Origin of the sequence: Jiella marina (assembly GCF_024359545.1) — a bacterium.
In the GTDB taxonomy this organism is placed as follows: Bacteria; Pseudomonadota; Alphaproteobacteria; order Rhizobiales; family Rhizobiaceae; genus Jiella.
In genome coordinates this window covers 136,286-158,528 of record NZ_JAKQZG010000002.1, presented here as the reverse complement: position 1 = coordinate 158,528, position 22,243 = coordinate 136,286, and the positions used below count along the sequence as shown (strand labels likewise).

Below are 22,243 nucleotides of genomic sequence, written 5' to 3'. Positions count from 1 at the left end.
GTTCCGCCAGCCGAGGCTACAGCTTGCGCAGGGCCACCTGCTCGATCAGGTGCTCGGGGCCCTTGCGCAGGATCAGGTCTGCGCGCGGTCGGGTCGGCAGGATGTTGTCGTGCAGGTTCTTGGCGTTGATATCCGCCCACAGCCCCTCGGCGATCGCATGCGCCTCCTCCGCGGAGACCTTGGAATAGCGGTGGAAGAAGGATTCCGGGCTGCGGAACGCAGTGTCGCGCAGGTGCATGAAGCGGTCGATATACCAGCGATGGATATCGGTCTCGTCGGCATCGATGTAGATCGAGATGTCGAAGAAGTCCGAGACGAAGGGGATCGCCTTCCCGTCCTTCGGCATCTCGCGCACCTGAAGCACGTTCAGCCCCTCGAAGATCAGGATGTCCGGCCGGTCGACCACCACCTTTTGGCCCGGCATGACGTCATAGACCAGATGCGAATAGACCGGGGCCTCGACCTTCGGTCGTCCGGCCTTGATGGCCGAGAGAAAGCGCAGGATCGCGCCGACGTCGTAGCTCTCGGGAAAGCCCTTGCGCCGCATCAGCCCGCCGGCTTCGAGCACGGCGTTGGGGAACAGGAAACCGTCGGTCGTGACCAGATCGACCTTCGGGGAGGTGGGCCAGCGGGCGAGCAGCTCCTTCAGGATGCGGGCGGTGGTCGACTTGCCCACGGCGACCGAGCCGGCGATGCCGATGATGAAGGGCGTCTTGCGGCCCGGCGCATCGCCGAACAGGAAGCGCTGGCGCTGGCTGAAAAGAAGCTGCGTCGCCTCCACATGGGCGTAGATCAGGCGGGACACGGCCAGGTAGATCCGCGCCACCTCGTCGAGATCGATCGGATCTCCGAGCGAGCGCAGCCGGGCGACCTCGTCCTCGCTCAATGTCATCGGCGCGTCGGCACGAAAACGGGCCCAGTCCTCGGCCGCAAACACCCTGTAGGGCGAGTATTTTGCCGGCGCGAGCTGGTCCATCAGTCGCGGTCCTCCGCTGTCTCGCCGCCCGCAGCGCGCCCCGCCTTTTCCTCAAGGCCGGTCTGGGCCGTGCGGCGGGCCAACTCGCCCATCACGGCAGAAAGCGGAACCTGCCGTAGATTGAGAAGGACGAGGAGGTGATAGAGAAGGTCGGCCGCCTCCGAGGCCATCCGTTCGTCGTCTTCGCCGACGGCCGCAAGCACGGTCTCGATCGCTTCCTCGCCGAGTTTCTTCGCCGTATGGGGCACGCCCTTTTGCGCGAGCGATGCGGTGTAGGACGAGGCATCGTCCGATCCCGCTCGGGCAGCGACGATCTTTTCCAGGTCTTCGAGGCTGAAGCGTTCCATTCCTGCCCTTCTGCGCGTTCGTGAGGCCGGTCTCAGCCGACCTTGTCGAGACGCATGGCGATACCCTTTTCGGCCATGTGCGTCTTGGCTTCGGCGATCGTGTGAGTGCCGAAATGAAAGATCGAGGCGGCGAGCACCGCATCGGCCCGCCCGTCGCGGACGCCTTCGACCAGATGATCGAGGGTCCCGACACCGCCCGATGCGATCACCGGCACGGCCACCGCATCGGCAACGGCCCGTGTGAGCGGGATATCGAAGCCGGACTTGGTGCCGTCCCGGTCCATGGAGGTCAAAAGGATCTCACCGGCTCCGTTCGCCACCACCTTGCGGGCAAACTCGACGGCGTCGATGCCTGTCGCCGTCCGCCCACCATGGGTGAAGATCTCCCAGCGCGGCTCGTCGCCATCGTCCGCCACGCGTCGTGCGTCGATCGCGACGACGATGCACTGGTCGCCGAACTTGTCGGCAGCCTCGGCGACGAATTCGGGCCGATTGACGGCCGCCGTGTTGATCGAAACCTTGTCGGCGCCGGCCAGAAGCAGCTTGCGCACGTCGGCCACCGTCCTGACGCCGCCCCCGACGGTCACCGGCATGAAGCATTCCTCGGCGGTGCGCGCGACGACGTCGTAGATCGTCTCGCGATTGTCGGAAGAGGCTGTGATGTCGAGAAAGCAGAGCTCGTCCGCCCCGGCCGCATCATAGGCACGCGCGGCCTCCACCGGATCGCCGGCATCGACGAGATCGACGAAATTGACGCCTTTGACGACGCGGCCGTCCTTCACGTCGAGGCAAGGGATGATGCGGGCTTTGAGGGTCATCGCTCGGACAATCTTCGATGGCGACCGCGCGCATGTCGCCGCGTGCGCTTGTTATCGCCTGTCCTTATGCGATGCCGCGATAGAGCTCGGCAAGGGTGATGGCGATGCCAAGTCCGGCCAGTTCGACGGTTTCGTCCTGGCCGACGATCATTTCCGGCCGCTTGAAGACGCCCTCCTCGTCGCGAGACCAGAGCCAGACGCGAGGCTCGTCCTGGGATAGAACGAGATAATGGGCGAGGCTATCGAGTGCGGTGTACTCCTGAGCCTTCTCGCCAAAATCAGTCGCGAGGGAAGAGGGCGAGAGGATTTCCGCGACGAGGACAGCCTCATTCGTGGCAAGGCTTCGACGTGTTTCGCCCGAGCGCGGCTTCACCAGAACGTCGGGGTAACGGATCCCGAGCGGTGTTCTGACGGCATAATCGGCGGCTGTGACGATATAGTCGGAGACAGGGAGTTTCGATTTCAGGCAGAACGCCACTTGCAGCATCAATTCAGCATGCTGCTCGGTCCCGCCCGTCATCATTTCGACGATCCTCCCTCTCACGAATTCCCGCCGGCCTTCCCGTCCTTCGTTCCAGCGCAGAAAATCGTCGACAGTGCGGATGGTCGGTGTCTGAATGTTCATGATGCCCCCTTAGCCTCCTCATGGCTGGCTGGCGTCCGTCCTCGATCCTAACCGATCGGCATCGCCTGTGGAAAGGAAGGGCAACTCGGTCGACTGACTTGCCCGTCATCGGTCAGTCTGCGACGAGAAAGGCGAGCGGGGAGCTGAGGAACCATGCGCGAGATCGTTTTCGATACCGAAACCACCGGCCTCGATCCGGATGTGGAGCGCGTGATCGAGATCGGCGGTGTCGAGCTCTGGAACCACATCCCGACTGGTCGCGAGTACCACGTCTTCATCCGCCCGGCCGATCGCAAGGTCGACCCTGCCGCCTTCGACGTTCACGGCATTTCGGACGAATTCCTGACGGACAAGCCGCTTTTTGCGGAAGTCGCCGACGAATTCCTGGATTTCTTCTCGGACGGCAAGCTGATCGCCCACAATGCAAGCTTCGACATTCGCTTCCTGAATGCCGAACTCAAGCGGCTCGGCCATCCGCCGATCGAGCCGGAGCGCGTGATCGACACACTGCCCATGGCGCGGCGCAAGTTTCCGATGGCGCCGGCGACCCTCGATGCCCTCTGCTCGCGCTTCTCGATCGATACCAGCCGCCGCGACAAGCACGGCGCATTGCTCGATTCGCAGCTCCTCGCCGAAGTATACATCGAGCTGATCGGCGGCCGGCAGGCGGCCCTTGGCCTCGTCTTCGGCGGTGGTGAGGAGAGCGAGGAAGGGGATGAGACGGTACGGCGCGTCAGGAGCCGGCCCGCTCCGCTGAAGCCTCGGCTCTCGGAAGACGAAGCCGTCCGCCATCTGGTCTTCGTCGAAAGTCTCGGCGAGGAGGCGATCTGGTGGCGCTATCTCGGCCGGCCGGCAGCAGAGCTCGAGGAAGAGCCGCAGCAGGCAGTCGCCGCCAAGGCGTGATTGCGGCGCAGGTTTCCGAAAGCAAAAAAAGCGCCGGCCGCATGGTGCAGCCGGCGCTTCGATTCCGGGAAATCCTGGAGAACTTGGCTCAGCTGGTCTGGACCTGCTGACGGGCCCGCTCCTCGGCCATGCGCTGCTGGAACAGCTTGGCGAAGTCGATCGGGTCGATCATCAGCGGCGGGAAGCCGCCATTGCGAGTGACATCCGCAACGACCTGACGCGCGAAGGGGAAGAGCAGGCGCGGGCATTCGATGAACAGAACCGGAAGCAGATGCTCCTGCTGGAAGTTCTGAAGGCGGAAGACGCCGCCATATTCCAGTTCCACATGGAACATCATCTCGGCGCCTTCGCCGGCCTTGGCGTTCAGCGTCAGCCGGACGTCGTATTCACCGTCCGAGCCTTCGATCGCGTTGGCACCGACATTGACGCCGATATTGATTGCCGGTCCGCGCGCCTGAGTGCGCAGGATGGCCGGGGAATTCGGGCTCTCGAAGGAGAGATCCTTGATGTACTGGGTCAGGATGTTGATCGCGGGCGGCGTTGCCTGCTGGCCCGTGGCGGTGCCGTTCGATCCGGTGGCGTCGTTGGTGTCGGACATGGTCAACCTTTCTCGTTCGCAGTTCGGCGCGCCGGAATGCTGTAGCCTCGCGCGCCAATCGCCGGGTCATGCTGTTGCATGGCCTGGCAGGAATTTCTTTGGGCGCGAGCGCTATCATGCAGGCCCGGCGACGACAAGGCGCGGGGCCAAGTGTGATGACGCCTTGACGAGCCGTTTTACGGAACGAGGACCTCGAACTGGTAGATCGTGTGTTCGACGCCGCCATAGGTGACGTTGCAGCCGCCGGTGGACGGGCCGACCTTGCCGGGATGCAGCCCGCCGTTGAAGGGCGCCCGGCACACGTAGAGCGGGCTGTCATTGGCCTCGTTACCGCCATCATACGCTCCTTCGGGGAGCTGATATTGTGATGAGGCCGTGATCCAACGACCCTGGCCGAGCAGGGTCGAATATTGGCGAACCGTGTATTCCCGCCCGCCATAGCCGATGACGCAGCCGCCGAAGGCCGGCCGAAGCTTGCCCGGATGATTGCCGTTGTTGAATGCTGCCGTGCAGGCGTAAAGGGTCTCGCCATTGGCTTCGTGGCCGACCGGCATCGCCTCGCGATCGATCGCGCCGCCGGATTGATCGGCCCAGCCCACGCCGGTCGAGGCAGGTGACGGCGGCCTATAATTGGCAGAGGGGGCCGGCTGACCGCGCCCGCCGCCATGGCCCTCGCGGTCCGACGCACTCTCCAAAAACGCCCTCACCACCAAATCCCCAAATGTTTTGACCGCCCCCAAATTCGGTGTATACGCCAACAACACGAGTTGTTGTTGTATTGACACCCAAAGAAGCTGCGGCTGATATTATTTGACTTTTTTCAAGATGCTCAGTGCTATCGATAGGAGAACTTTTCTGCTGGAGGGATATAATTTGACGATAAATTCTATTATTATAAAATTACCTCAATAAAAACAAAAGAAAAAAACATCCAACATACATTGATTATAAAGTATTTTTTTCCTGGTACTTCGGGGGAAAGCATATAATATACATAATAATGCTTGTATCTCTTTTTATTTTCATCGTAATTATTTCGCCATTTTCGTCTTTCTCGTATAAGATAAATATATATCCATGGAAAAGACGCGAGAACACACTGAAAAAAGAACGTCTTTCCCATTATTGGCTATCTTTATTTATCTGGTTTTTACTCTATTAATGATTGATACGTAGTTTACGACAACTCGGTCATCATCTCGTCAGCTCCGCGACGAGAAGCGTCGCTGCGGTCACGCCCGACAACGAAAAGTCGATGTCATAGGGGCCGATGCGGAGGACCGCATGGCTGCCCCCGCGCAAGGCATCGAGTTCCGGCAGGCCGATCCAGGCGTAGGTCCAGCGCTGTGCGGCGGTGCCGCTCGCACCGATCGCTCGGCCGTCGATTTCCAGCTGCCCATACCAGTCGGGTCGGGAGTCGACCAGAACGGCGATCTGCCACTGACCGGAACCGTAGCCGATGCGGATGTCGTCGCCGTTTCCGTCCCGGTCGCGCGCGGCGTAGCAATATTCGAAGTGGCCGCGATCGTAGCCGGCGGCGACTTCCCAGCCCCGGGCCTCGCCATAACAGCGATTGGCGTTGCCCGACAGCGAGCCGATATTCGTGACGCCGAAAGATTGTGCGTTGGCCGTGGACACGCACAGCCCGGCCGCCAGAACGGCGCCGGCAATGATGAGACGCATTGCAGAAATCCCCCTACACGATTCCCCTGGGCGCGCCGGGTCGTGCCGGCTTCACGCTACCGTGATCAGGCCGCCATATGATTAGGCACAAAGTTTACCCTAGGGCAACTGCGCTTCGCCGAGCGGCGAATGGGAAGGCGGAGGCTCGGACCGCATCGGCGGAGACGTCGCGGAGGCATCCCAGGCGACAGATTGTCTTCAGATCGCGAACGCAGGAGACATTCCTGCCCGCAGGCATGCGACCTTTCCCCTCGCGCCTGGCGTCGCCATGTAAGTAAAAATCCTCAGTATCACTTCGTATTGGAAGCTCCGATGCCTGCCTATTCCGTTCTGGACCTTTCGCCCGTTCCCGAAGGAAGCGACGCCGCGACCGCCCTGAAGAACTCCGCCGAACTCGCCCGTCATGCCGAATCGCTCGGCTACAAGCGCTACTGGATGGCGGAGCATCATTCCATGCCGGGCATCGCCAGCGCGGCGACGGCCGTCGCGTTGGCGCATGTGGGCAACGCCACCTCGACGATCCGCATCGGCGCCGGCGGCATCATGCTGCCGAACCATGCGCCGCTGGTGATCGCCGAACAGTTCGGAACGCTGGCGACCCTGTTTCCGGACCGGGTCGATCTCGGGCTCGGGCGTGCGCCCGGAACGGACATGGCGACGGCCCGGGCGCTGCGCCGCAATCTCGCCGGCGGCGACCGCTTTCCCGAAGACGTTCTGGAACTGATCGGCTATTTCGAACCCGAGACCGGGGCGCCGGGGCCGAAGGCCGTACCGGGCACTGGCACGCAGGTTCCGGTCATCATTCTCGGATCGAGCCTCTATGGAGCCCAGCTGGCGGCTCATCTCGGCCTGCCTTACGCCTTCGCTTCACATTTCGCGCCTGGTGCCCTCGATCAGGCCCTCGAAGTCTATCGCGAGACCTATCGCCCGTCGGAGCGCTGGCCGCGTCCTCATTTCATCCTGGCCGCCAACGTCTTCGCGGCCGAAACGGACGCAGAAGGCGCACTGCTGAAGAGTTCAATGGAGCAGGCCTTCGTCAATCTGCGGACCGGCAATCCCGGCAAGCTCCCGGCGCCGGTCGAGGGCTATCTCGAGCATCTCGACCCGTCGGCACAGGCGATGCTCGCCCAGGCGTTGACGGTCTCGGCGACAGGTTCGCCTCAGACAGTCGAGCGCACATTGTCGGCCTTCATCGCGCGCTGGGAACCGGACGAAGTGATCCTGACCGGTCAGATCCACGACCATCAGGCCCGGCTGGAGTCCTTTGCGATCGCGGCCCGGGCAATGCAGGCGATCAACGCGCGACAGATGGCCGCCTAGGGACCGTCGCCGGAGCGTGCAGCATTCCCGCGTTTCCGGCGAATCGCTTCCCGGGGCGGAATGGCGAGTCGCTTTAAACGCTAAAATATATGATTTTTCCGTCGCTTATCCCTATGCGACGTCATCCTCGGGCTTGTCCCGAGGATGACGGAATTTCATAGGGTTGTTGAATCCTCACGCCGTCGAAGCGCGCACAGCACCTTTCAGCCACTCCCGTGATTCAGCATGGTGTCAATGCAGCGTCCTGTTCGGCGGCGACTCATCCTGCTGCTCGTCGCCATGCCAGGGCGAGGTGGGATCGGGACGGCGCTGATAGTCATCGCCGGACAGATCGACCACGTCCGGTCCGCCCCGGCGGGTCTCGCCGCCGCTGGGGCCGCCCGGCCGCCGGCTTTGCCAGCGCTCGGCTGTGCCGTCGCAGGTCATCACGACGATCCGCTGGCTGAGCACCCGGCGAATGGTGCTGCGAACGCCCGGGACGAAGAGCAGAAAGCCGATCGCATCGGTGACGAGGCCGGGCGTCAGGAGCAGGATGCCTGCGGCGAGGATCATCACGCCGTCGACCAGTTCACGGCCCGGAACGCGACCCGCCGCCATTTCCGACTGGATGCGGTTCAGAGTCCCGATCCCCTGCTGCTTCAAGAGAATCGAGCCGCCGATCGCCGTCACAACCACGAGAGCGAGTGTCGGCCACAGGCCGATGAGATTGCCGACCAGAATGAAGACGGCGATTTCCAGAACGGGAATCACCAGAAGGAGGAACGGAATGAGTGCAAAAGGCATGAAAATTCGTTCCTTTCCGTGCTCAAGCTTGCGTGATGGGACCGCGTATCGGGAGATTTGCGGTCGTTCTGCCCCGCCACGCGCAAGTGTCACATAGGGATCGCGATCGATGATTTGAATGCGCGCCGCGTGATCTCTATATGTGTGCCGTTCAAGGCCAAGGAATCGAGGTGGCAGCGCGCAATGAGTTTCGGGACGATCTTCTTCATAGTTCTCGCGGCGATCGTCCTGTTTCAGCTGCGCAATGTGCTTGGGCGGCGGACAGGCAACGAGCGTCCTCCCTTCGATCCCTATTCGCGCACCGAGCGCACCCAGGAAGAAGCGGCCTCGAACGGCAATGTCGTGACGTTGCCGCAGCGCCGTGAGGAAGGCGAAGGCCTGCCCGCTCGCGTCGTCTACGAGAAGGTCGACAAGATCGCCGTCCCCGGCAGTCCGCTCAACAGCGAACTGCGCAAGCTGCGCGACAATGATTCTGAATTCGACCCGACCAGCTTCATCGAGGGCGCCCGGATCGCCTACGAGATGATCGTCAACGGCTTCGCCGACGGTGACCGGCGCCTGCTGAAGAATCTGCTGTCGCCCGAGGTCTATGCCGATTTCGAGGCGGCGATTGCCGATCGCGAGGCCAAGGGCCAGAAGATGAACTCCTCCTTCGTCGGGATCGACGAGGCGAAGATCGTCGCGGCCGAGGTCAAGGATCGCGAGGCACAGATCACCGTGCGCTTCGTCTCGCAGCTGATCAGCGCGACCCTGGGTCCCGAGGGCGAGGTGATCGACGGCGATCCCGAAGCCGTGGTCGAAGTGCGCGACGTCTGGGTCTTCGCGCGCGATCTGCGGTCGCGTGACCCGAACTGGAAGCTGGTCGGCACGGAATCCGACGAAAGCTGACGCTTCGCCGGAGCGGGCCATGGCCGAGTTTTCCCGCCGAAGCTTTGCCGAGATCGAAGGCTGGGGCGAGGCCGATCATGGTCTCGCCTTCGATGCGTTTCGCCGCAGCGCCAGCCGCCTGCTCGAGGGAGCGTTTCCGACCGGAACCCTGGGGCTGAGGGCTGCGGCGTATCGCGATCCGGCTGAGGTGGCTCTCGCGGCCGGCGACCCAAGCGCGAGCGAGGCGCGAGACTTCTTCGAGACCCGCTTCGTGCCGCTCGGCATCCGGCCCTCCCGGACCGAGACCGGTTTCGTTACCGGCTATTACGAGCCCGTCGTCGAAGCTTCCGCAAGGCCTGACGATCGTTTCCGTTTCCCGCTCTATCGTCCGCCCGACGATCTCGTGAAGGTCGATGACGTCTCGCGTCCGCCGGGGCTCGACCCCTCCTACCGCTTCGCGCGGCGGATGGATTGCGGCATGTTGACCGAATATTTCGACCGCGCGGCGATCGAGACCGGCGCGCTCGAAGGGCGTGGGCTCGAAATCGTCTGGCTTGCCGACAGGGTCGACGCCTTTTTCATCCACATTCAGGGCTCTGCGCGGCTGGTCATGCAGGACGGCAGCCATCGGCGCGTCGGCTATGCCGCGAAATCGGGCCATCCCTTCACGGCGATCGGCCGCAGCCTGGTCGAGGCAGGCGAACTCACCCTTGGCGAGGCCGACATGCAGGGCATTCGCTCGTGGCTTGCCGCCCATCCGGACCGGCAGGACGAGATCTTGCACCGCAACCGGTCCTTCATCTTCTTCCACGACCGGTCGGTGATCGACCCCGAGCTTGGCCCCGTCGGCGCGGCCAAGGTTCCTCTGACGCCGCTGGCCTCGATCGCGGTCGATCGCGAGCTGGCCACATACGGCCTTCCCTATTTCATTGCGGCCAGAGAATTGGCGATCGACGGCCAGCCGTTTCGCCGCTTGATGATCGCCCAGGATACGGGCTCGGCGATCCTCGGCCCGCGCCGGGCCGATATTTTCGTTGGCTCTGGGGATGAGGCCGGAGCGATCGCCGGTCGAATTCGCCACGCGGCCGACTTTACCGTTCTGGTTCCGCCGGAGCTTGCCCGGGACCTCGTCCCATGAGACGCAAGCGGGGGCTGAGCGAAGAAGACAAGCGGCTCTGGGCAAGCGTTGCCCGCCAGACAGTGCCGCTCAAGGGCCGCGCCATGCCGGAGCCCGAGGCCAAGCCCAGGGTGAATGGCGCACCGGCGAGTGACGCGGCTTCCGCCAATTCGCCCCCGCAACCGTGGACGACACGTCCCGCCGGACTGCCGGGCCGGGAGGCTCAGCCGCCGAAGCGTCTGAGCCAGCACCCGATCGAGCGGCCGTTGCGGCGCAAGCTCGCCAAGGGCCGGGTCGAAATCGACGCGCGGATCGACCTGCACGAGATGACCCAGACCGCCGCCCACGGCGCGCTCGCCCGGTTCCTCGCCCAGGCCCAGGCGATGGGGATGCGCCACGTTCTCGTGATCACCGGCCGCGGTTCGCCGGATGGCGCGCGCGGCATCCTGCGACGGGTCGTGCCGCAATGGTTCGCGGGGCCGGCCTTCCGGTCCTTCGTGGCCGGTTTTGAGGCCGCCGAGCGCCGGCATGGTGGTGACGGGGCGCTCTATGTCCGGGTGCGGCGCCTGAAATGACCCCGTTCGGCGAGAAGATCCGGGCGCTACGGCGCGAGCGCGGCATCACCCAGCAGCAGATGGCAAGGGCTCTCAACATCTCGTCGGCCTATCTGTCGGCGCTGGAGCATGGCCGCCGCAGTCGCCCGACATGGGATCTCCTGCAGCGGATCATCGGCTATCTGAACGTCATCTGGGACGATGCGGAGGAGCTCGAACGGCTGGCCGAATTGTCGCATCCGCGGGTGACCGTGGAGACGGCGGGCCTTGGCCCGGAGGCAACGCTTCTCGCCAACCGCTTGGCGGAGACGATCGCCATCCTAGATCGGCAGGAAGTCCAACGCGTGCTCGATGCGCTGGAAGCCGTCAGCGAAACCGCGGCCGCCCGGCAGAAGAACCGTCGGAACGCGGCCCGGCCGGTGCGCTGAGCACGCGGAAACGCGCTTTCTCGGCGGTGACGGGAGCCGCCTCTATTGCTGGCCGAGCGCCGGTCCACTCCCGGCCTTCAACATCAAAATTCTCACCTTTACGTAAGCTGCAATCAATCTAACCGATTGTATTTCCTGATGCCCTATTTTGGCTGTTGCAAGCCGTTCCGCACAGGGCTAATCCTGCCCACCAAACGGGGGCACCGTTGCATTGCAGCATGGCGGTTTGCGGGCGGAACCGCGCCGTCCGGTTGTTCATTCCCGGCAGATGTCATTGCCCCTGTAGTTCGAGCCGCGCAGGCCGGTATCGGCGGGCAGGCGTGGCGTTGGTCGCGGTCATGCGAGGGCGAGAGCCTCGTTCCGACCGCCAGGGAGAAGGAATACCGGCTTTGGCTCGCAGCAAGATCGCACTCATCGGTTCCGGCATGATCGGCGGCACGCTCGCCCATCTGGCGAGCCTGAAGGAGATGGGCGACGTCGTCCTGTTCGACATCGCCGAGGGCACGCCCCAGGGCAAGGCGCTGGACATCGCCGAATCCGGGCCCGTAGAAGGGTTCGACGCCCATCTTTCCGGCGCCAATGACTATTCTGCCATCGAAGGCGCGGATGTCTGCATCGTCACCGCCGGTGTGGCGCGCAAGCCCGGCATGAGCCGCGACGATTTGCTCGGTATCAATCTCAAGGTCATGGAGCAGGTGGGCGCAGGTATCGCCAAATATGCGCCGAACGCCTTCGTCATCTGCATCACCAATCCGCTCGACGCCATGGTCTGGGCGCTGCAGAAATTCTCGGGCCTGCCGAAGGAGAAGGTCGTCGGCATGGCCGGCGTTCTCGACTCGGCGCGCTTCCGCACCTTCCTCGCCGAAGAGTTCAAGGTCTCCGTCGAGGACGTGACGGCCTTCGTGCTCGGCGGCCATGGCGACACCATGTGCCCGCTGCCGCGCTATTCGACCGTCGCCGGCATCCCGCTGACCGATCTCGTCAAGATGGGCTGGTGCTCGGACGAGCGGCTGGAAGAGATCATCCAGCGCACCCGCGACGGCGGCGCGGAGATCGTCGGCCTCTTGAAGACTGGCTCGGCCTATTACGCGCCGGCGGCGTCCGCGATCCAGATGGCCGAATCCTATCTGAAGGACAAGAAGCGCGTTCTGCCCTGCGCCGCAGCGCTCAAGGGCGAATACGGCCTCAGGGACATGTATGTCGGCGTGCCCTGCATCATCGGCGCCGATGGCGTCGAGCGGGTGATCGAGATCGACCTGAACTCCGACGAGAAGGCCCAGTTCGACAAGTCCGTGAATGCGGTGAAGGGCCTGATGGAAGCCTGCCAGGGCATCGCGCCCAACCTGGCCTGACGAGCCATGCCGGCGTCCGTCGTCTCAAGGCTGGTTCGACCGGCCATCCTTGCCATCGGCCTCGCGGCCTCGCTCGCGAGTGCCATGGCCCAGGAGGGCCTCATCTGGCACGGTTACCGCTATGACGGACGCGGTTCGGCGTCATTCGGCATTCCGGAGACGGACGCGACGCCTTTGACCATCACCTGCCCTGGCCGGGATCGGTCCCTGACCATCGACTTCCGCTTCGATCTTCCGCCCGATTTTCTGGCCGATCCCCATGTTCGTCTGGAAGTCGACGGTGCGGAGTTCAGGCAGGTGGCGAACGCGATCTATGGTGCCGAAGGCGCGGCGCATTTTCCTTCGCTGCCAGTCCATGGAGGCGACCCGCTCGTCGGAGCCTTGATGCGCGGACAGACACTCACAGTCTTTCCGCCGGCCAAGACAGGCGCGGCGCCTTACACCATTTCACTTTCCGGATCGGCAGCGGTGATGCGCGAGTTTCTCGCGCCATGCCTGCCGTCATGACCATTCTCTGCGAACAGGAGCACGACGCGTGAACATCCACGAATATCAGGCCAAGGAAGTCCTGAAGGGCTATGGCGCGCCGGTCGCCGAGGGCGTCGCGATCACGTCGGCCGATGAGGCGGAAGCCGCGGCGAAGCAGCTTCCCGGACCGCTCTATGTCGTCAAGAGCCAGATCCATGCCGGCGGGCGCGGCAAGGGCAAGTTCAAGGAGCTCGGCCCCGATTCCAAGGGTGGTGTGCGGCTGGCGAAGTCTATCGAGGAGGTCGTCGAGAACGCCCGTGAAATGCTGGGCAACACGCTGGTCACTAAGCAGACGGGTGACGCCGGCAAGCAGGTGAACCGCCTCTATATCGAGGACGGCGCCGACATCGACCGGGAGCTCTATCTCTCTCTCCTTGTCGATCGCACCGTCGGCCAGATCGCCTTCGTGGCCTCCACCGAGGGCGGCATGGACATCGAGACGGTAGCCGCCGAGGCGCCCGAAAAGATCCTCACCCTGCCAATCAACCCTCAGACCGGCGTCACCGCCGGCGACGCCGAAAAGCTCTGCACGGCGCTGAAGCTCGGCGGGGCGGCGAAGGTGGACGGTATGCAGCTCTTCCCGATCCTCTACAAGGCCTTCCTCGAAAAGGACATGAGCCTTCTGGAGATCAATCCGCTGATCGTCATGAAGGACGGGCATCTACGCGTTCTCGACGCCAAGGTCTCCTTCGACAACAACGCCCTTTTCCGCCACGACGACATCAAGGCGCTGCGGGACGAGACCGAGGAGGACGCCAAGGAGATCGAGGCGTCGAAATACGACCTCGCCTATGTGGCGCTCGATGGCGACATCGGCTGCATGGTAAACGGCGCGGGCCTCGCCATGGCAACAATGGACATCATCAAGCTCTACGGCAAGGAGCCGGCGAACTTCCTGGACGTCGGCGGCGGCGCGTCGAAGGAAAAGGTCACTGCGGCCTTCAAGATCATCACCGCCGACCCGAACGTGAAGGGCATTCTCGTCAACATCTTCGGCGGCATCATGCGCTGCGACGTCATCGCCGAAGGCGTGGTCGCGGCGGTGAAGGAGGTCGGCCTCAAGGTTCCGTTGGTCGTGCGCTTGGAAGGCACCAACGTCGACAAGGGCAAGGCGATCCTGAACGAGAGCGGCCTCGACATCACGTCGGCGGACGATCTCGACGACGCGGCGAAGAAGATCGTCGCGGCGGTAGGATGAAGATTGCAGGGACGTTCAACACGGATTATGTGTAACGCATAACCCGTGTTGAGATTGCCCATGGCAAAGAACATCACCCTCGCCATCGACGAAGATCTTCTCGACAAGGTGCGCGTGCTCGCCGCGATGAAGCGGACGAGCGTCAATGCGATGGTGCGCGATTTTCTCGAGAGGGAGGTCAAGCGCGAGGCGACGCAGTCGAGCCGTGCTGAAGCGTGGAGCCGAGTGTTCGAGACGGCGGACAACAATGCCGAGCGGCGCACGCCGCGCCTGACTGAAGGCGAGCCGCTGTTCGACAGGGAACTCTTCTACGAGGAGGTGATGCGTGAGCGCGGCCTTCTTTGACACGAATATCATCGTCTATGCCGCCGATACCGCTTCGCCCGACCCTGTAAAGCGGGACGCGGCGCGGCGTCTGATGCAGATCCGGCAGATCGTCACGTCGACGCAGGTCATGCTGGAGCTCTATAGCGTCCTCCGCAGGAAGCTGGCCTACGGAGCGGACGCGGCGATGCAATGGGTCCGGACGCTTCAGGACGATGACGTCGTGGCACTGGCGCCTTCGGATGTGATCGAAGCGCTTCAGACGGCGCATCGCCACGATATCTCTCACTGGGACGGACTGATCATCGTAGCGGCCGCGCGGGCCGGGCTCGACCTTGTCTACAGCGAGGACCTGAACCACGGTCAGACATACGGCGACGTCCGGGTCTGCAATCCCTTCATCGAAGACTTTCTGGCGTAATCGTAAAGGCTAACACCATGTCCATTCTCGTCGACAAGAACACCAAGGTCATCGTCCAGGGCCTGACCGGCAAGACCGGCACCTTCCACACCGAACAGGCGCTTGCCTATTTCGGCACGAAGATGGTCGGCGGCACGCACCCGAAGAAGGGCGGCGAGATGTGGGAGGGCAATGCCGGCGGGCAGACCGTGCAGCTTCCGATCTTCGCCTCCGTCGCCGAGGCCAAGGACAAGACCGGGGCCGACGCGTCGGTGATCTACGTGCCGCCGGCAGGCGCCGCCGCCGCGATCGAGGAGGCGATCGACGCGGGAATTTCGCTGATCACCTGCATCACCGAAGGCATTCCGGTGACCGACATGATCAAGGTGAAGGCCAAGCTCGACAAGTCGAACTCCCGCCTGATCGGACCGAACTGCCCGGGCGTTCTGACGCCGGAGGAATGCAAGATCGGCATCATGCCGGGCAACATCTTCAAGAAGGGCAATGTCGGCATCGTCTCGCGCTCGGGAACGCTGACCTATGAGGCGGTGTTTCAGACGACGAACGAGGGTCTCGGCCAGACGACGGCGGTCGGCATCGGCGGCGATCCGGTCAAGGGCACGGAGTTCATCGACGTGTTGGAGATGTTCCTCGCGGACGAGGCGACCGAGTCGATCATCATGATCGGCGAGATCGGCGGTTCGGCCGAGGAAGACGCGGCGCAGTTCCTGAAGGACGAAGCGGCCAAGGGTCGCAAGAAGCCGATGGTCGGCTTCATCGCGGGGCGCACGGCGCCTCCGGGCCGCACCATGGGCCATGCCGGCGCGGTGGTCTCCGGCGGCAAGGGCGGCGCGGAAGACAAGATCGCGGCCATGGAAGCCGCCGGCATCAAGGTCTCGCCGTCGCCGGCGCAGCTCGGCAAGACCCTGGTCGAAGTTTTGAAAGGATAAGCGTGTAACTGGACCCGCGGTTTGGCGGGTCCCGTTCCCGTTCTTGCCATATTCTGGCCTTGGCAGGGCCGTTTTCGGGGCCGAAAGGCCACGGCGTTTTGTAACCGGCTCTTGGGATTCGCCCGGTCGGTCGAAGAATTTTCGATAGGAGGCGGCGCCGGCTCCCGCGCCGCGATCTTCACATGGCACGCAGCGAAGCGAACCAGTCTCTCGCCCTCACCTCCTTCCTCTATGGCGGCAATGCCGACTATATTGAGGAGCTCTACGCCCGCTACGAGGAGGATCCGTCTTCGGTCGGTTCCGAATGGGGCGACTTCTTCCAGGAGTTGGGCGACGCGAAGGATGACGTTCGGAAGAATGCCAGCGGCCCGTCCTGGGAGCGGCAGAACTGGCCGATCCCGCTGAACGGCGAACTGGTCTCGGCGCTCGACGGCAATTGGGGGCCGGTCGAAGCGCGCATCGAGACCAAGGTCAAGGAAAAGGCGCAGAAGCAGGGCGCCGAGCTCTCGCAGGAAGCGCTGAACCAGGCGACCCGCGATTCCGTCCGCGCGCTGATGCTGATCCGCGCCTACCGCGTGCGCGGCCATCTGCACGCCCAGCTCGATCCGCTCGGTATCGCCAAGCCCGCCGACGACGACTACAACGAATTGTCGCCCAAGGCTTACGGCTTCACCGAGGCGGACTACGACCGCAAGATCTATATCGATAATGTGCTCGGGCTCGAGTTCGCGACGATCCGCCAGATCGTTGACATTCTGACGCGCACCTATTGCTCGACCATGGGAATCGAGTTCCTGCACATCTCGAACCCGGCCGAAAAGGCCTGGCTGCAGGAGCGCATCGAAGGTCCGGACAAGGGTGTCGCCTTCACCAATGAGGGCAAGCGCGCGATCCTCAACAAGCTGATCGAGGCGGAAGGCTTCGAGAAGTTCATCGACGTCAAGTACAAGGGCACCAAGCGCTTCGGCCTCGACGGCGGCGAAGCGCTGATCCCGGCGCTCGAGCAGATTATCAAGCGTGGCGGCCAGATGGGCCTCAAGGAGATCGTCTTCGGCATGGCCCATCGCGGCCGGTTGAACGTTCTCGCTCAGGTGATGGGCAAGCCGCATCGGGCGATCTTCCACGAGTTCAAGGGCGGCTCGTTCAAGCCCGACGACGTGGAAGGCTCCGGCGACGTGAAATATCACCTCGGCGCCTCCTCCGACCGCGAATTCGATCAGAACAACGTGCATCTGTCGCTGACGGCCAACCCGTCGCATCTCGAGATCGTCGATCCGGTGGTGATGGGCAAGGCCCGCGCCAAGCAGGACCAGATCGCCGGGCGCTCGCGCTCCGATATCGTGCCGCTCGATCAGCGCTCGCAGATACTGCCCCTCCTGATCCATGGCGATGCGGCCTTCGCCGGGCAGGGCGTGGTGGCAGAATGCTTCGGCCTGTCGGCGCTGCGCGGTCACCGTGTCGCCGGCTCGCTGCACTTCATCATCAACAACCAGATCGGCTTCACCACCAATCCGCGCTTCTCGCGCTCCTCGCCCTACCCCTCCGACGTGGCGAAGACGGTCGAGGCGCCGATCTTCCACGTCAATGGCGACGATCCGGAAGCGGTCGTTTATGCGGCCAAGGTGGCGACGGAATTTCGCATGAAGTTCCACAAGCCGGTGGTCATCGACATGTTCTGCTACCGGCGGTTCGGCCACAATGAGGGTGACGAGCCGGCCTTCACCCAGCCGATCATGTACAAGACCATCCGCAACCATCCGACGAGCCTGGAGATCTACTCCAAGAAGCTCGTCGCGGAGGGTCTGATCTCCGAGGAGGAGATCGAAAGCCGCAAGGCGGACTGGCGCAAGACGCTGGAGGAGGAGTTCGAGGCCGGCCAGAGCTACCTGCCGAACAAGGCCGACTGGCTCGACGGCGCCTGGACCGGGCTGCGCAAGGCCGAAGAAGAGACCGAGCCACGGCGTGGCATCACCGGCGTGCCGCTCAAGACCTTGAAGGATATCGGCTCGAAGCTCGCGGTCGTGCCGGAGAGTTTCAACGCCCATCGCACGGTGAAGCGCTTCCTCGACAATCGCGCCAAGATCATCGACAGCGGCGAAGGAATCGACTGGGCGACGGCCGAGGCGCTCGCCTTCGGCACGCTGGTGACCGAGGGCCATCCGGTGCGCCTGTCAGGCCAGGACGTCGAGCGCGGCACCTTCTCCCAGCGCCATTCGGTGCTCTACGATCAGGAAGACGAGAGCCGCTACATTCCGCTCGCAAATCTCGCCAAGGGCCAGGCGGTCTACGAGGTCATCAACTCGATGCTCTCGGAAGAAGCGGTGCTCGGCTACGAATACGGTTATTCGCTCGCCGAGCCGAACGCCCTGACCCTCTGGGAAGCCCAGTTCGGCGATTTCGCCAACGGCGCCCAGGTCGTGATCGACCAGTTCATCTCGTCGGGCGAACGCAAATGGCTGCGCATGTCAGGCCTCGTTCTGCTTCTGCCCCATGGCTACGAAGGGCAGGGGCCGGAACACTCTTCGGCACGGCTCGAGCGCTTCCTGCAGATGTGTGCGGAAGACAACATGCAGGTCGCCAACTGCACGACGCCGGCGAACTATTTCCACATCCTGCGCCGTCAGCTGAAGCGCGAATTCCGCAAGCCGCTCATCTTGATGACGCCGAAATCGCTGCTGCGCCACAAGCGGGCGGTTTCGAAGCTGACGGAGATGGCGGGCGAGACCAGTTTCCATCGCCTGCTCTGGGACGATGCCGAGACCAACAAGGACGCAGAGACCAAGCTCGTTTCCGACGACAATATCCGCCGCGTCGTCATGTGCTCGGGCAAGGTCTATTACGACCTTTACGAGGAGCGCGAGAAGCGCGGCATCGACGACGTCTACCTCCTGCGCCTCGAACAGCTCTACCCGTTCCCGGCCAAGGCCCTCATCCAGGAACTCTCGCGTTTCAAGCAGGCAGAGATGGTCTGGTGCCAGGAAGAGCCGAAGAATATGGGCTCCTGGTCCTTCATCGACCCTTATCTCGAATGGGTTCTGGACCATATCGGGGCGGAGAAACGAAGGGTTCGCTATACGGGCCGCCAGGCCGCCGCATCGCCGGCCGCCGGAACGATGGCGAACCATCTGAAGCAGCTCGCGGACTTCCTCGAAGACGCGCTCGGCTGATGCCGCCGAAAACCGCCCGCATCTGACGCCTGACAACGAAACGAACGAGACCGATGGCAACCGAAATCAAAGTCCCGACCCTGGGTGAATCCGTCACCGAAGCGACGATCGGCCAGTGGTTCAAGAAGCCCGGAGACCGGGTCGAGCAGGACGAGACCGTCGCCGAACTCGAGACCGACAAGGTGACGGTCGAAGTGCCGGCCCCGGCGGCCGGTGTCCTCGAAGACATCGCCGTCAAGGAAGGCGAGACGGTCGGGGTCGGCGCGGTGATCGGCGCGATCGGTGAGGGCGAAGGCAAGGCCGGCGGCACCACGGATGCGACCGAGAAGCCGAAGAGCAAGGCTGCCGAGGCGGACCAGGCCGCAGAGACGGCGTCCGACTATGGCGGCGGCGGTTCCGGCGACGAAAAGGCTTCGGCTGATGGCGCTTCGGCCGGGTCTGGCAAGCTTGTCGAAGTCAACGTCCCGGCGGCGGGCGAGTCCGTCACTGAGGCGACCGTCGGCCAGCTCTTCAAGAAGGTCGGCGACAGCGTGTCCATGGACGAGGCGCTGCTCGAACTCGAAACCGACAAGGCTGCGCAGGAAGTGCCCTCGCCGGTGGCGGGTGTGGTGCGCGAACTCGCTGTCGCTCAAGGCGACGAGGTGCAGGTCGGCGCGCTGCTGATGAAGATCGAGGAAGGCGCCTCGGCCGGCTCCGGCGACGGCGCCAAGGGTCCTTCCGCCTCTGGCTCGACCGCCGTCGGTGGCGGCACCGACGAGACGCCGCGCCGTCAGGTCGAGGCGGAAGAGGGCCGGGCGCCGGCGCCCGCCGCCGCCAAGCTGATGCGTGAAAAGGGCCTGAAGGACGGCGACGTCCAGGGATCGGGCAAGCAAGGCCAGGTGCTGAAGGGCGACGTCCTCGAAGCGGCCGCCAAGGGCGCACCGTCCTCGCCGCAGGAGAAGCCCAAGGCCGCCCGCGCCCCATCCGCGCCCGACGACGAGTCGCGCGAGGAGCGGGTCAAGATGACTCGCCTCCGCCAGACCATCGCCCGGCGCCTCAAGGACGCGCAGGATACCGCCGCCATGCTGACCACCTTCAACGAGGTGGACATGAAGGCGGTGATGGATCTCAGGTCGCGATACAAGGATCTGTTCGAGAAGAAGCATGGCGTGAAGCTCGGCTTCATGGGCTTCTTCACCAAGGCCGTCTGCCACGCGCTGAAGGAGATTCCGGCGGTCAATGCCGAGATCGACGGCAACGAGATCGTCTACAAGAACTTCTGCCATGTCGGCATGGCCGTCGGCACCGACAAGGGCCTCGTCGTCCCGGTCATCCGCGACGCCGACGCCATGACCATCGCCGAGATCGAGAAGGAGATCGGCCGTCTTGCCCGCGCCGCGCGCGATGGCAAGCTCGGCATGTCCGACATGCAGGGCGGCACCTTCACGATCACCAATGGCGGCGTTTACGGCTCCCTGATGTCGACGCCGATCCTCAACGCTCCGCAGTCCGGCATTCTCGGCATGCACAAGATCCAGGAGCGACCGATGGCGATCGGCGGCCAGGTGGTCATCCGGCCGATGATGTATCTGGCGCTCAGCTACGACCACCGGATCGTCGACGGCAAGGAAGCCGTGACCTTCCTGGTTCGCGTCAAGGAGAGCCTGGAAGATCCCGAGCGGCTGGTCCTCGACCTCTGATCCCTGCGTGAAAGAGCTTCGGGATGGAGACGCTGGTCGATCTCTCGGAGATCCTGCGCAATCTGGCGCTGACGGCGGCCGCCGCCGTCGGCGCCTATCTCGCCTGGAAAAAGCTTGGACCGGAGACGACCCAGGCTGGCTCGGCCGTTGTTCAGGCGACGCTGGCCCGCCGCGCCCATGTCATGGAACTCTTCAACCGAGCGGCCGGCCAACTCGGCGACGACAAGATGGAAGTTCGCCTCGCGGCGATCTATATTCTCGGGGACGTGACGGAGGATTTTCCCGATCTTGCGAAGCCGGTCTTTAAGCTTCTCGAATTCTATCTCGAACGGCGCTCGGGCGAATATGGTGATGAGCAGCCTCCACAGGATTTGAAGGCTGTCTTGGACGTGTTGAGGAGGAAAGCCGCAGATGAGCGCGCGAATTGATTCGTTGAACGCCGGCAGCCATCATCATTTCCAGTTTCCAGGCGTCTTTCTTCGGCGGCTCGATTTTACCGGGATTAATCTGAGCGACGCCAATCTTCGGAATGCGGACGCCAAGAATGCGATCTTCGCGCGCGTGAACTTCAGCAATGCAGACCTTACCGGGACCGATCTGCGCGGAGCGGATCTGACGGGTGCGAAGAATCTAACCATCGAGCAGCTGCAGGTGGCCATTGTCGACGAGAACACCCGGCTTCCCGACTATATTGACCGTTCGCGGCTGACACTGGCGCCGGTGGAATAACGCACATCCAAGGGAACCTCACTTGACCGACGTCATGATCGTCACCGGTGGCTCGCGCGGCATCGGCGCGGCGACCGCCATTCTCGGCGCCAAGGCCGGCTATGCGGTCGTCGTGAACTATGCCTCGAACCGCGCGGCCGCTGAAAAGGTGGTGGCGGAGATCGAAGCCGCCGGCGGCAAGGCGATCGCCGTGAAAGGGGACGTCGGCGCCGAGGCCGACATTCTCGCGCTGTTCGAGGCGGCGGACGCACTCGGCACGCTCAAGGTGCTGGTCAACAATGCCGGCATCGTCGACGAACTCGGTCCCGTTGCCGAGATGAGCGCCGAGCGGCTCGAGCGGATCTTCCGCATCAACGTCACCGGTAGTTTCCTCTGCGCCCGCGAAGCGATCCGGCGCATGTCGACGAAACGCGGCGGCCAGGGCGGGGCGATCGTCAACCTGTCGTCCGCCGCCGCCAAGCTGGGTGCCGGTGGCTCGCGTGTCGACTATGCCGCGACCAAGGGTGCGATCGACACTTTCACCGTCGGCCTGGCCAAGGAAGTCGCGGAGGAGGGAATTTCCGTCACCGCCGTCCGCCCCGGCATCATCGAGACCGACATTCACGCCTCGGGCGGAGAGCCCAACAGGGTCGCGGAAATCTCCGCGACCCTGCCGCTGAAGCGGCCGGGTACGGCCGAGGAAGTCGCCCGTGCGATCCTGTGGCTCGCCTCGCCGGAGGCCTCCTACTCCACCGGTGCGATCCTGGATGTTTCGGGTGCGCGAGCGATTCTGCCCTGATTTTCGGGCCTCATGTCTTTGCACTCGCCCCTGATGCGGCTATCCCCACATCGAACCCTCGTCCTTGTCGGCTCGACATCCGGGCCGATCTTCTGGTCTTCTTTTTCGGCGGGAATTGC

At 63.6% G+C, this 22,243-nt stretch carries 25 protein-coding genes; 17 read left to right on the top strand and 8 right to left on the bottom strand.

Features of this window, described 5'->3' with window-relative positions:
- Positions 1-16 precede the first annotated feature (16 nt).
- The 4 genes from coaA to MF134_RS04275 form a co-directional block, all read right to left on the bottom strand.
- The gene (coaA, locus tag MF134_RS04290; RefSeq protein ID WP_255338169.1) at positions 17-976 is read right to left on the bottom strand and encodes a type I pantothenate kinase; all 960 of its coding nucleotides are present in this window, start codon (positions 974-976) and stop codon (positions 17-19) included.
- Positions 976-1,323 carry a phosphoribosyl-ATP diphosphatase gene (locus MF134_RS04285; protein ID WP_255338168.1) on the bottom strand — a complete coding sequence of 116 codons (348 nt, stop codon included), beginning with the start codon at positions 1,321-1,323 and terminating at the stop codon, positions 976-978. The genes coaA and MF134_RS04285 overlap by 1 nt, the downstream gene beginning before the upstream one ends.
- Positions 1,324-1,355: 32 nt before the next feature.
- On the bottom strand, positions 1,356-2,141 hold the full coding sequence (gene hisF / locus MF134_RS04280; RefSeq protein WP_255338167.1) for an imidazole glycerol phosphate synthase subunit HisF: 786 nt from the start codon (positions 2,139-2,141) through the stop codon (positions 1,356-1,358).
- 64 nt (positions 2,142-2,205) lie between these two features.
- Positions 2,206-2,766 carry a Uma2 family endonuclease gene (locus tag MF134_RS04275; protein WP_255338166.1) on the bottom strand — a complete coding sequence of 187 codons (561 nt, stop codon included), beginning with the start codon at positions 2,764-2,766 and terminating at the stop codon, positions 2,206-2,208.
- 153 nt (positions 2,767-2,919) lie between these two features.
- On the opposite strand from MF134_RS04275, the gene dnaQ reads away from it, so the two are divergent.
- Complete coding sequence (gene dnaQ, locus MF134_RS04270) at positions 2,920-3,669, top strand: DNA polymerase III subunit epsilon (RefSeq protein ID WP_255338165.1); 750 nt, start codon at positions 2,920-2,922, stop codon at positions 3,667-3,669.
- 88 nt (positions 3,670-3,757) lie between these two features.
- Here dnaQ and secB read toward each other — a convergent pair whose 3' ends face one another.
- The 3 genes from secB to MF134_RS04255 form a co-directional block, all read right to left on the bottom strand.
- Positions 3,758-4,267, bottom strand: coding sequence for a protein-export chaperone SecB (gene secB / locus MF134_RS04265; protein WP_255338164.1), 510 nt, complete (start codon positions 4,265-4,267; stop codon positions 3,758-3,760).
- 176 nt (positions 4,268-4,443) lie between these two features.
- Positions 4,444-4,974 (bottom strand): DUF3421 domain-containing protein, encoded by a 531-nt coding sequence (locus MF134_RS04260; RefSeq protein WP_255338163.1) that lies wholly within the window; start codon positions 4,972-4,974, stop codon positions 4,444-4,446.
- Positions 4,975-5,461: 487 nt separating this feature from the next.
- Positions 5,462-5,950 carry a hypothetical protein gene (locus MF134_RS04255; RefSeq protein WP_255338162.1) on the bottom strand — a complete coding sequence of 163 codons (489 nt, stop codon included), beginning with the start codon at positions 5,948-5,950 and terminating at the stop codon, positions 5,462-5,464.
- Between the two features lie 312 nt (positions 5,951-6,262).
- Here MF134_RS04255 and MF134_RS04250 point away from each other — a divergent pair, with 312 nt between their 5' ends.
- On the top strand, positions 6,263-7,270 hold the full coding sequence (locus tag MF134_RS04250; protein ID WP_255338161.1) for an LLM class flavin-dependent oxidoreductase: 1,008 nt from the start codon (positions 6,263-6,265) through the stop codon (positions 7,268-7,270).
- A gap of 231 nt (positions 7,271-7,501) precedes the next feature.
- Here the strand turns inward: MF134_RS04250 and MF134_RS04245 are convergent, their stop codons facing one another.
- On the bottom strand, positions 7,502-8,053 hold the full coding sequence (locus tag MF134_RS04245; RefSeq protein ID WP_255338160.1) for an FxsA family protein: 552 nt from the start codon (positions 8,051-8,053) through the stop codon (positions 7,502-7,504).
- A 183-nt stretch (positions 8,054-8,236) separates the two neighbouring features.
- Between MF134_RS04245 and MF134_RS04240 the strand changes: the two genes are divergently transcribed.
- From MF134_RS04240 to MF134_RS04170, 15 genes are all read left to right on the top strand, one after another.
- A complete protein-coding gene (locus MF134_RS04240) occupies positions 8,237-8,941 on the top strand; it encodes a Tim44/TimA family putative adaptor protein (protein WP_255338159.1) in 705 nt (234 codons plus the stop codon).
- A 19-nt stretch (positions 8,942-8,960) separates the two neighbouring features.
- On the top strand, positions 8,961-10,058 hold the full coding sequence (gene mltA, locus MF134_RS04235; protein WP_255338158.1) for a murein transglycosylase A: 1,098 nt from the start codon (positions 8,961-8,963) through the stop codon (positions 10,056-10,058).
- Positions 10,055-10,612 carry a Smr/MutS family protein gene (locus MF134_RS04230; RefSeq protein WP_255338157.1) on the top strand — a complete coding sequence of 186 codons (558 nt, stop codon included), beginning with the start codon at positions 10,055-10,057 and terminating at the stop codon, positions 10,610-10,612. The genes mltA and MF134_RS04230 overlap by 4 nt, the downstream gene beginning before the upstream one ends.
- Positions 10,609-11,019: a helix-turn-helix domain-containing protein gene (locus MF134_RS04225; protein WP_255338156.1), complete on the top strand. Its 411-nt coding sequence runs from the start codon at positions 10,609-10,611 to the stop codon at positions 11,017-11,019. The genes MF134_RS04230 and MF134_RS04225 overlap by 4 nt, the downstream gene beginning before the upstream one ends.
- Positions 11,020-11,408: 389 nt before the next feature.
- Positions 11,409-12,371: a malate dehydrogenase gene (gene mdh, locus MF134_RS04220; RefSeq protein ID WP_255338155.1), complete on the top strand. Its 963-nt coding sequence runs from the start codon at positions 11,409-11,411 to the stop codon at positions 12,369-12,371.
- Between the two features lie 6 nt (positions 12,372-12,377).
- Positions 12,378-12,878, top strand: a complete 501-nt coding sequence (locus MF134_RS04215; RefSeq protein WP_255338154.1) for a hypothetical protein — start codon at positions 12,378-12,380, stop codon at positions 12,876-12,878.
- Between the two features lie 28 nt (positions 12,879-12,906).
- Positions 12,907-14,097, top strand: a complete 1,191-nt coding sequence (gene sucC / locus MF134_RS04210) for an ADP-forming succinate--CoA ligase subunit beta (protein ID WP_255338153.1) — start codon at positions 12,907-12,909, stop codon at positions 14,095-14,097.
- A 60-nt stretch (positions 14,098-14,157) separates the two neighbouring features.
- Positions 14,158-14,442, top strand: a complete 285-nt coding sequence (locus MF134_RS04205; protein WP_255338152.1) for a DUF6364 family protein — start codon at positions 14,158-14,160, stop codon at positions 14,440-14,442.
- Positions 14,423-14,842, top strand: coding sequence for a PIN domain-containing protein (locus MF134_RS04200; protein WP_255338151.1), 420 nt, complete (start codon positions 14,423-14,425; stop codon positions 14,840-14,842). Before MF134_RS04205 ends, MF134_RS04200 begins: the two co-directional genes overlap by 20 nt.
- Positions 14,843-14,859: 17 nt before the next feature.
- A complete protein-coding gene (sucD, locus tag MF134_RS04195; RefSeq protein ID WP_255338150.1) occupies positions 14,860-15,771 on the top strand; it encodes a succinate--CoA ligase subunit alpha in 912 nt (303 codons plus the stop codon).
- 182 nt (positions 15,772-15,953) lie between these two features.
- On the top strand, positions 15,954-18,938 hold the full coding sequence (locus MF134_RS04190) for a 2-oxoglutarate dehydrogenase E1 component (protein WP_255338149.1): 2,985 nt from the start codon (positions 15,954-15,956) through the stop codon (positions 18,936-18,938).
- 53 nt (positions 18,939-18,991) lie between these two features.
- Entirely contained in the window at positions 18,992-20,617 is a 1,626-nt protein-coding gene (gene odhB, locus MF134_RS04185) for a 2-oxoglutarate dehydrogenase complex dihydrolipoyllysine-residue succinyltransferase (RefSeq protein ID WP_255338148.1), read from the top strand.
- Positions 20,618-20,640: 23 nt separating this feature from the next.
- A complete protein-coding gene (locus MF134_RS04180) occupies positions 20,641-21,045 on the top strand; it encodes a hypothetical protein (protein ID WP_255338147.1) in 405 nt (134 codons plus the stop codon).
- On the top strand, positions 21,029-21,346 hold the full coding sequence (locus MF134_RS04175) for a pentapeptide repeat-containing protein (RefSeq protein WP_255338146.1): 318 nt from the start codon (positions 21,029-21,031) through the stop codon (positions 21,344-21,346). Before MF134_RS04180 ends, MF134_RS04175 begins: the two co-directional genes overlap by 17 nt.
- A 22-nt stretch (positions 21,347-21,368) precedes the next feature.
- Positions 21,369-22,124, top strand: a complete 756-nt coding sequence (locus MF134_RS04170; protein ID WP_255338145.1) for an SDR family oxidoreductase — start codon at positions 21,369-21,371, stop codon at positions 22,122-22,124.
- The last annotated feature ends 119 nt before the right edge of the window (positions 22,125-22,243 follow it).

Bases quoted from the DNA above. Each gene is read 5' to 3' on its own strand.
- coaA (WP_255338169.1), bottom strand. From the start codon at position 976: ATGGACCAGCTCGCGCCGGCAAAATACTCGCCCTACAGGGTGTTTGCG.
- MF134_RS04285 (WP_255338168.1), bottom strand. From the start codon at position 1,323: ATGGAACGCTTCAGCCTCGAAGACCTGGAAAAGATCGTCGCTGCCCGA.
- hisF (WP_255338167.1), bottom strand. From the start codon at position 2,141: ATGACCCTCAAAGCCCGCATCATCCCTTGCCTCGACGTGAAGGACGGC.
- MF134_RS04275 (WP_255338166.1), bottom strand. From the start codon at position 2,766: ATGAACATTCAGACACCGACCATCCGCACTGTCGACGATTTTCTGCGC.
- dnaQ (WP_255338165.1), top strand. From the start codon at position 2,920: ATGCGCGAGATCGTTTTCGATACCGAAACCACCGGCCTCGATCCGGAT.
- secB (WP_255338164.1), bottom strand. From the start codon at position 4,267: ATGTCCGACACCAACGACGCCACCGGATCGAACGGCACCGCCACGGGC.
- MF134_RS04255 (WP_255338162.1), bottom strand. From the start codon at position 5,950: ATGCGTCTCATCATTGCCGGCGCCGTTCTGGCGGCCGGGCTGTGCGTG.
- MF134_RS04250 (WP_255338161.1), top strand. From the start codon at position 6,263: ATGCCTGCCTATTCCGTTCTGGACCTTTCGCCCGTTCCCGAAGGAAGC.
- MF134_RS04245 (WP_255338160.1), bottom strand. From the start codon at position 8,053: ATGCCTTTTGCACTCATTCCGTTCCTCCTTCTGGTGATTCCCGTTCTG.
- MF134_RS04240 (WP_255338159.1), top strand. From the start codon at position 8,237: ATGAGTTTCGGGACGATCTTCTTCATAGTTCTCGCGGCGATCGTCCTG.
- mltA (WP_255338158.1), top strand. From the start codon at position 8,961: ATGGCCGAGTTTTCCCGCCGAAGCTTTGCCGAGATCGAAGGCTGGGGC.
- MF134_RS04230 (WP_255338157.1), top strand. From the start codon at position 10,055: ATGAGACGCAAGCGGGGGCTGAGCGAAGAAGACAAGCGGCTCTGGGCA.
- MF134_RS04225 (WP_255338156.1), top strand. From the start codon at position 10,609: ATGACCCCGTTCGGCGAGAAGATCCGGGCGCTACGGCGCGAGCGCGGC.
- MF134_RS04215 (WP_255338154.1), top strand. From the start codon at position 12,378: ATGCCGGCGTCCGTCGTCTCAAGGCTGGTTCGACCGGCCATCCTTGCC.
- MF134_RS04205 (WP_255338152.1), top strand. From the start codon at position 14,158: ATGGCAAAGAACATCACCCTCGCCATCGACGAAGATCTTCTCGACAAG.
- sucD (WP_255338150.1), top strand. From the start codon at position 14,860: ATGTCCATTCTCGTCGACAAGAACACCAAGGTCATCGTCCAGGGCCTG.
- MF134_RS04190 (WP_255338149.1), top strand. From the start codon at position 15,954: ATGGCACGCAGCGAAGCGAACCAGTCTCTCGCCCTCACCTCCTTCCTC.
- odhB (WP_255338148.1), top strand. From the start codon at position 18,992: ATGGCAACCGAAATCAAAGTCCCGACCCTGGGTGAATCCGTCACCGAA.
- MF134_RS04180 (WP_255338147.1), top strand. From the start codon at position 20,641: ATGGAGACGCTGGTCGATCTCTCGGAGATCCTGCGCAATCTGGCGCTG.
- MF134_RS04175 (WP_255338146.1), top strand. From the start codon at position 21,029: ATGAGCGCGCGAATTGATTCGTTGAACGCCGGCAGCCATCATCATTTC.